Source organism: Pseudomonas protegens (genome assembly GCF_003732485.1).
Classification (GTDB): domain Bacteria; phylum Pseudomonadota; class Gammaproteobacteria; order Pseudomonadales; family Pseudomonadaceae; genus Aquipseudomonas; species Aquipseudomonas protegens_B.
The window spans coordinates 86993-91763 of sequence record NZ_MOAK01000055.1 but is presented as its reverse complement, the minus strand read 5'-3'; the positions used below and the strand labels follow the sequence as shown (position 1 = coordinate 91763).

General features: G+C 53.6%; 7 protein-coding genes and 2 pseudogenes. 5 read left to right on the top strand and 4 right to left on the bottom strand.

The window, feature by feature from the left end; translation table 11 throughout:
- Both BLX41_RS35420 and BLX41_RS14960 read left to right on the top strand, forming a co-directional pair.
- Window positions 1-145, top strand: a pseudogene (locus BLX41_RS35420) (tail assembly protein); the annotation flags it as partial.
- 119 nt (window positions 146-264) lie between these two features.
- On the top strand, window positions 265-522 hold the full coding sequence (locus tag BLX41_RS14960) for a hypothetical protein (protein ID WP_123725581.1): 258 nt from the start codon (window positions 265-267) through the stop codon (window positions 520-522).
- Here the strand turns inward: BLX41_RS14960 and BLX41_RS14955 are convergent.
- The 4 genes and pseudogenes from BLX41_RS14955 to BLX41_RS14940 all read right to left on the bottom strand — a co-directional run.
- Window positions 523-903: pseudogene (locus BLX41_RS14955) on the bottom strand (SOS response-associated peptidase family protein); the annotation flags it as partial.
- 59 nt (window positions 904-962) lie between these two features.
- A complete protein-coding gene (locus BLX41_RS14950; protein WP_148059728.1) occupies window positions 963-1958 on the bottom strand; it encodes a fimbrial protein in 996 nt (331 codons plus the stop codon).
- Between the two features lie 378 nt (window positions 1959-2336).
- Window positions 2337-2654: a hypothetical protein gene (locus BLX41_RS33670; RefSeq protein WP_185073575.1), complete on the bottom strand. Its 318-nt coding sequence runs from the start codon at window positions 2652-2654 to the stop codon at window positions 2337-2339.
- Window positions 2655-2694: 40 nt separating this feature from the next.
- Window positions 2695-3159 carry a hypothetical protein gene (locus BLX41_RS14940; RefSeq protein WP_221179213.1) on the bottom strand — a complete coding sequence of 155 codons (465 nt, stop codon included), beginning with the start codon at window positions 3157-3159 and terminating at the stop codon, window positions 2695-2697.
- Window positions 3160-3166: 7 nt separating this feature from the next.
- Between BLX41_RS14940 and BLX41_RS14935 the strand changes: the two genes are divergently transcribed.
- The 3 genes from BLX41_RS14935 (at window position 3167) to BLX41_RS14925 (ending at window position 4582) form a co-directional block, all read left to right on the top strand.
- A complete protein-coding gene (locus BLX41_RS14935; RefSeq protein ID WP_259744927.1) occupies window positions 3167-3388 on the top strand; it encodes a C40 family peptidase in 222 nt (73 codons plus the stop codon).
- A 78-nt stretch (window positions 3389-3466) separates the two neighbouring features.
- Window positions 3467-3913 carry a hypothetical protein gene (locus tag BLX41_RS33360; RefSeq protein ID WP_148059727.1) on the top strand — a complete coding sequence of 149 codons (447 nt, stop codon included), beginning with the start codon at window positions 3467-3469 and terminating at the stop codon, window positions 3911-3913.
- Between the two features lie 276 nt (window positions 3914-4189).
- Entirely contained in the window at window positions 4190-4582 is a 393-nt protein-coding gene (locus BLX41_RS14925) for a hypothetical protein (protein ID WP_259744919.1), read from the top strand.
- Window positions 4583-4771 lie beyond the last annotated feature (189 nt).

The following is a 4771-nucleotide window of genomic DNA, read 5'->3' as shown; positions in this document are numbered from 1 at the left end:
GAACCTTTCCGAAGATGATCTCGGAAAACCAACGGGGCGAGGAGTAATTCGAATCGTCCCAGTAATTGCAGGTTCGAAGCGTGCCGGGCTATTGCGGACCATCGTTGGAGCTGTACTGATCATTGCTTCTTTTTTTGTCGCGCCTGGTCGAGAGTAAAAACCCTCACCAAAACCGGGACAGCAAATAGTCGGGAAGCTTGGGTGAAATCGGGGCTTTTAAAATCCACAGGCCGCTATTTACAAGGCTTTCAGCCTGGGTTGGCCGTGGGCTTGGTCTGGTGGGCATTTGCGCTGGTGCTGACGGGGTGCGCAGCCCGGGAGCCTGAAGTGCGTACCGTGCGGGTGGAAGTGCCGGTGCTGGTGCCCTGCAAGGTGTCAGCTGTGCCCGTGTCGGTCTGGGCCACGGGCAGCCTCAAGAAGACCGACAGCCTGGAGCTGAAGGTGCGAGCGCTTCTGGCAGAGCGCCGGCAGCGGATCGGGTATGAGCGGCTTCTGGCCGCGACTGTATCAGCCTGTCAATGATCAGCCATTATTCACCACATCGCCCCCTGCGGGCTTGGTCATGGGTTCGATCAGATCCGCGCCGCGATTCCTGACATTGCCGACGGCGGCGCTAACTTTGAACCACTCGAAGGCCTTGGCGGGCTCGCCTTGGTGCAGGGCCATCTATTCGGCGCGTTCCTTGGGCGTTGCAGGGTCGAGCCATTCCCGGGCCAGGTCCGAGGCCACCGGCCTGCGGTCGTGAATGTCGACCATGCCGCCGGCGCTGTCGGCGGTGATGATCACGAATCCGTCGTATTCGCTAGGGCCATGCTCTTCATTAGGGTTCTGGCCAATAGCGGCGAAGAGGATTGGCGAATGGTCTCAGCACCTGACCAGGTACGGATGCTTCTTCGGTCCGCCTTAGTCGGCCTGGATGTTGAACTTAATTATGCTCACCTGTGAACAGCTTAGACCCACAATCATTGATAACTGATTGAAAAGGAAACTTCAACGTTAGCGGTTCCAGCTTTAATTTGGCTGTTTTGGAGTTTTACATATGCGGCTGTTAAAGGGATGGAAAGATTCCCTCCGGCTGTGTTGTAGTCGGAAAGCGTGTAAGACCGATTTAGCTCAAGTGATAGCCCGTTAGCGTCCATTAGCTTCAAGCCAACACCTTTCGCGCTAGAGCTGGAATTCATTGAGACTATTCCGTTTTTTTTATCTATGATGGGTGACGTGGCGATCAGTGCGTAAGTTACTGTTTTAATGCCTCTTGGGCAGTTGAGTAGTTCAATTTTGTAGTTTGTGTTATTGAGTTTGTCATTATCATGAAAGTCGCTTGATGTGTATTCGCCCATTGCTACTGAAATGTTAGGTGTTTCGCATGATAGTGTCTCTTGGGGGATTTCCTTTGACATGATAACGTTGACGAGAGCCATCTGATTCGCCTTGATTGTGCCCCAAACGCCAGCAGATAGATTCGTTTTAACGGTGCTTTTATCTGTTTTGATGATTTCTAATTTAAACCTACTCGTATTGAGCGCCCATCCGTACCAAGCGTTATTTGGAGGTAGGACTGGGAGGATTTTTCCTGGTGGTACGGAAGGAATAAACCCTGCAAGCTCATAACCTTCAACCGCGGTCAGTTGCCAAGAAAGTCCAGTTCCCTTGATGGGGAATAGATGGCCTCCCGATGGTTGTTCACCTATTGCAAGGTTTACCCTCATGCCGAAGACACCAGGCGTCTTGCATCGAAAGCTTACGGAAAATTCGCCTTGGGTTTCTTCATAAACTACGGTGCCGATGGGGGTGTCCGCAGGTATGTTTAGCGCCGATGGTCCGTTAAAACGTAAAGATGCAGTCCCAGAAGGCCCAGGACTTCCATAACAATCTTCTGTCGCCCAAACGCTTGTAGTGTAGGTCGTCAATAGAATCAAAGGGAGAATTATTGAGGCTGATAAAGTTTTTACTTGCAAAGTTGTAATTCTCTAATAGATTCATTCTATAAGTTTAATGTGAAGTATTGCTAAACTTGAATCAGACGATTCCTATTTGCGCAGAAGCTAAGGGCTTTTCCATATGGCTCCCAGTAACCCCATCGTCAAGGTCCCCGGATCTATGGACCGCTGGGACAGGCTTCGTCACAAAACCGTTTCCGGCGCAGGTCGAGCAGTCGTCCCGCGCATCAAAGCGATCGTGGCAGACGGGGCAGATACAGAAGGCCGCCGACTCGATATGCGGTCGCTCCTTTTCAAAGGTACGCAGATCCCGCTCCTCATGCGCGACTTGCGCTACATCTATGAGCGCTCGGTAAGCGTCTGGGTCGTCGACAGGGTTGTGGCAAACGCCGCGGATCATCGTCGCATTGCGATCAATTGGTACCGTCGCCCGTACATTTCCATAATCAGCCCCGTGATCGTGCCGACATTCCGGGAAAGCCCCAGATTCAGGTGTATCCACTCTGGGCCAGAATAAACCTTGCCGTCATAGGAAGACGATGCGCTGCCCGGCTCGGCGTTTGAGAAGTTGAAGATCGACCGGCTGATATTGCCAAGCAGCTTTCCGGTGTCGACCTGCACGACATCATAGGTCGACGCTCCGCGGTACTGGCCTGGCGAGTTCTGCAGCTCTTCCAAGGCGTGCCAGTAGGCGGCGTCTGCCATCTCGTTCATGTCGAAGCGCTCATCTGGCCAGTCAGTGCGTAGAGTTCGGTCATGCTGCACCTTCCATAGAGTCTTCAAGGTCCGCTTTGCGGGCGTCCTTGGCGCGGGTGAATTTGAGTTTGTGGACTTCGCGCTCTGGATCGTTTTGACGAAGGTCCAGCTTGCGCATGGCCGATTTGTAGAGCTGCCGCAACTCGTTGAGCGACTGCGCGGTGCCGATCAGATGGAGCGTCTCAGCCAGCCATTCGCGGTACTCGGCGGCCAGACGCTCCTTCGCTTCGATCTTGTCCTCAGCACGCTCGATCTCGGCTTCACCCAGGCGTTCGTTGACGTAGTGAATGTCGTCGTACAGGCCCAGGCGGACATCAGCAGAGAAGCCAAGCTGACTCAGGCATTTGCCGATCGCATCGGTGAGGGACTTCTTCGGCGCGTCGAAATCGGTACTGAACCTGTACCTGGAGAACCTGCCCGCGGCCGGATTCAGTAAAGTCAGTGCGCCGCAGCACGGCGACATCGTGCTGATGCAGATCCGGTCGAAGGTGCCGAATCACGCTGGGGTATACCTGGCCGATGGTGTGCTGAAGACCGAGCCCGAACACTCCCCGGCGCCGGGGTCGATGCTGCATCACCTCTACAGCCGAGACAGCAAGCGGGACATCTATGGCGGTTTTTGGCGGGAAGTTACGGTGAGCTACTGGTGGCATAAGTGTGTACAAACAACAGGAGCCGATCTGCTCAAATAAGGCTGCTCATCAGGTGCAAAGAACGTTAATCTTGCCTTAGAATGAAGCTTTCCCGCCCTTCAAAGGAATGATTACGTGGTGAGCAACAACGCCATCTGCTGTCCGCACTGCCAAGGCCAAAATGTCCAGCTTCTTTCCGTCATCCATGCTGCTGGCACCTCTCATATACAAGCAACCCACCAAGCGCAATCCCAATCCGGATTCGGACCAAGCGTGACCGTTGAAACTACAGGTCGGCACCAGACCTATTTGGCGGCAAGCGTCGGCCCACCTCCAGGTAAGCGCTTGCTTGGCCCCGTCATCCTTACGGGGGTTGGCGCCATCATCTTGTACGACGGCCTCAAGCTTATGAACACGTTCTGGGGCGTGGATTGGTCGAGGTTTTTCATTGGCGCGATATTTATCACCGTCGGTGTGATTGGATTCGTTCGTCACTGGAAATTCAACGTCGCGCAGTACGACAAATTGGAAGAGTGGCGTCGCACTTGGATGTGTCATGCCTGCGGCACACGATTCCAGCCGTAAACGGTACAGAGAGGGCACCTTTGGGTGCCTTTCTTTTTGTCTTTCTTAAACGACGTTTGGTGCTTAGCCGGAAGCGGTATCGTAGTTAAAGCGAAAGGCGGAGTGGTTGATTCGGAATTGCTGCGGTGATTGCCGGCGGCGTTACGCGCTCAACATCAGTTATACCAAACCGTCACCTCGCCTCGGCGGAGTTTTGGTGCTGACGTTCCGCAATGGTAGATTCCTTGCAAACCAAATAGAGGGATCGACATACGAACTCTGGTAGGGGCGGTTGCGGTGGCGCTGTTGGCGGGTTGCTTCTCGAATGCCATCATTGTTCAGCAAGCCAAGCAAGCGCCGAAGGATCAGTTGTATGCGTTTCAGGCCCGACCTGCCGGTGCTTACGGAGCGATAACTGTTCTTCGAGACGGCGGCATAAACGCATCGGCTTGTGATTTCGTTATCTATGTCGATGGGAAAAAGGCCGCGAAACTTGGGTCCAGCCAAAAGGTCACCTTCTACGTTAAATCGGGTGCTTTGAATCTCGGTGTAGGCTTGGCTGGATCGGGGCTTTGCATGGGGCAGGCGATTAGAACCATGGCGGCTGAAGCTGTGGCTGATCGAGAAACAATATTCCGCGTTAGTTCAGACATGGCAGGCACGTATATAGGTCCATACGTTGAGCACTAACTAAATTTCTAATGAGCCGCCCTCGGGCGGTTTTTTGTTGCCTGGAGGAAATATGTCTCCTGAAAAGATGCAAGCCCTATTGCTATCCGGATCCTTGGCTCGAAAGTTTGGGAGACGCCACCGCATGGTCACTGGCGCAGGCTTCAATGATATTCGTGGTTATTTCAAACAGTTCCCTGGCTTCGAGCA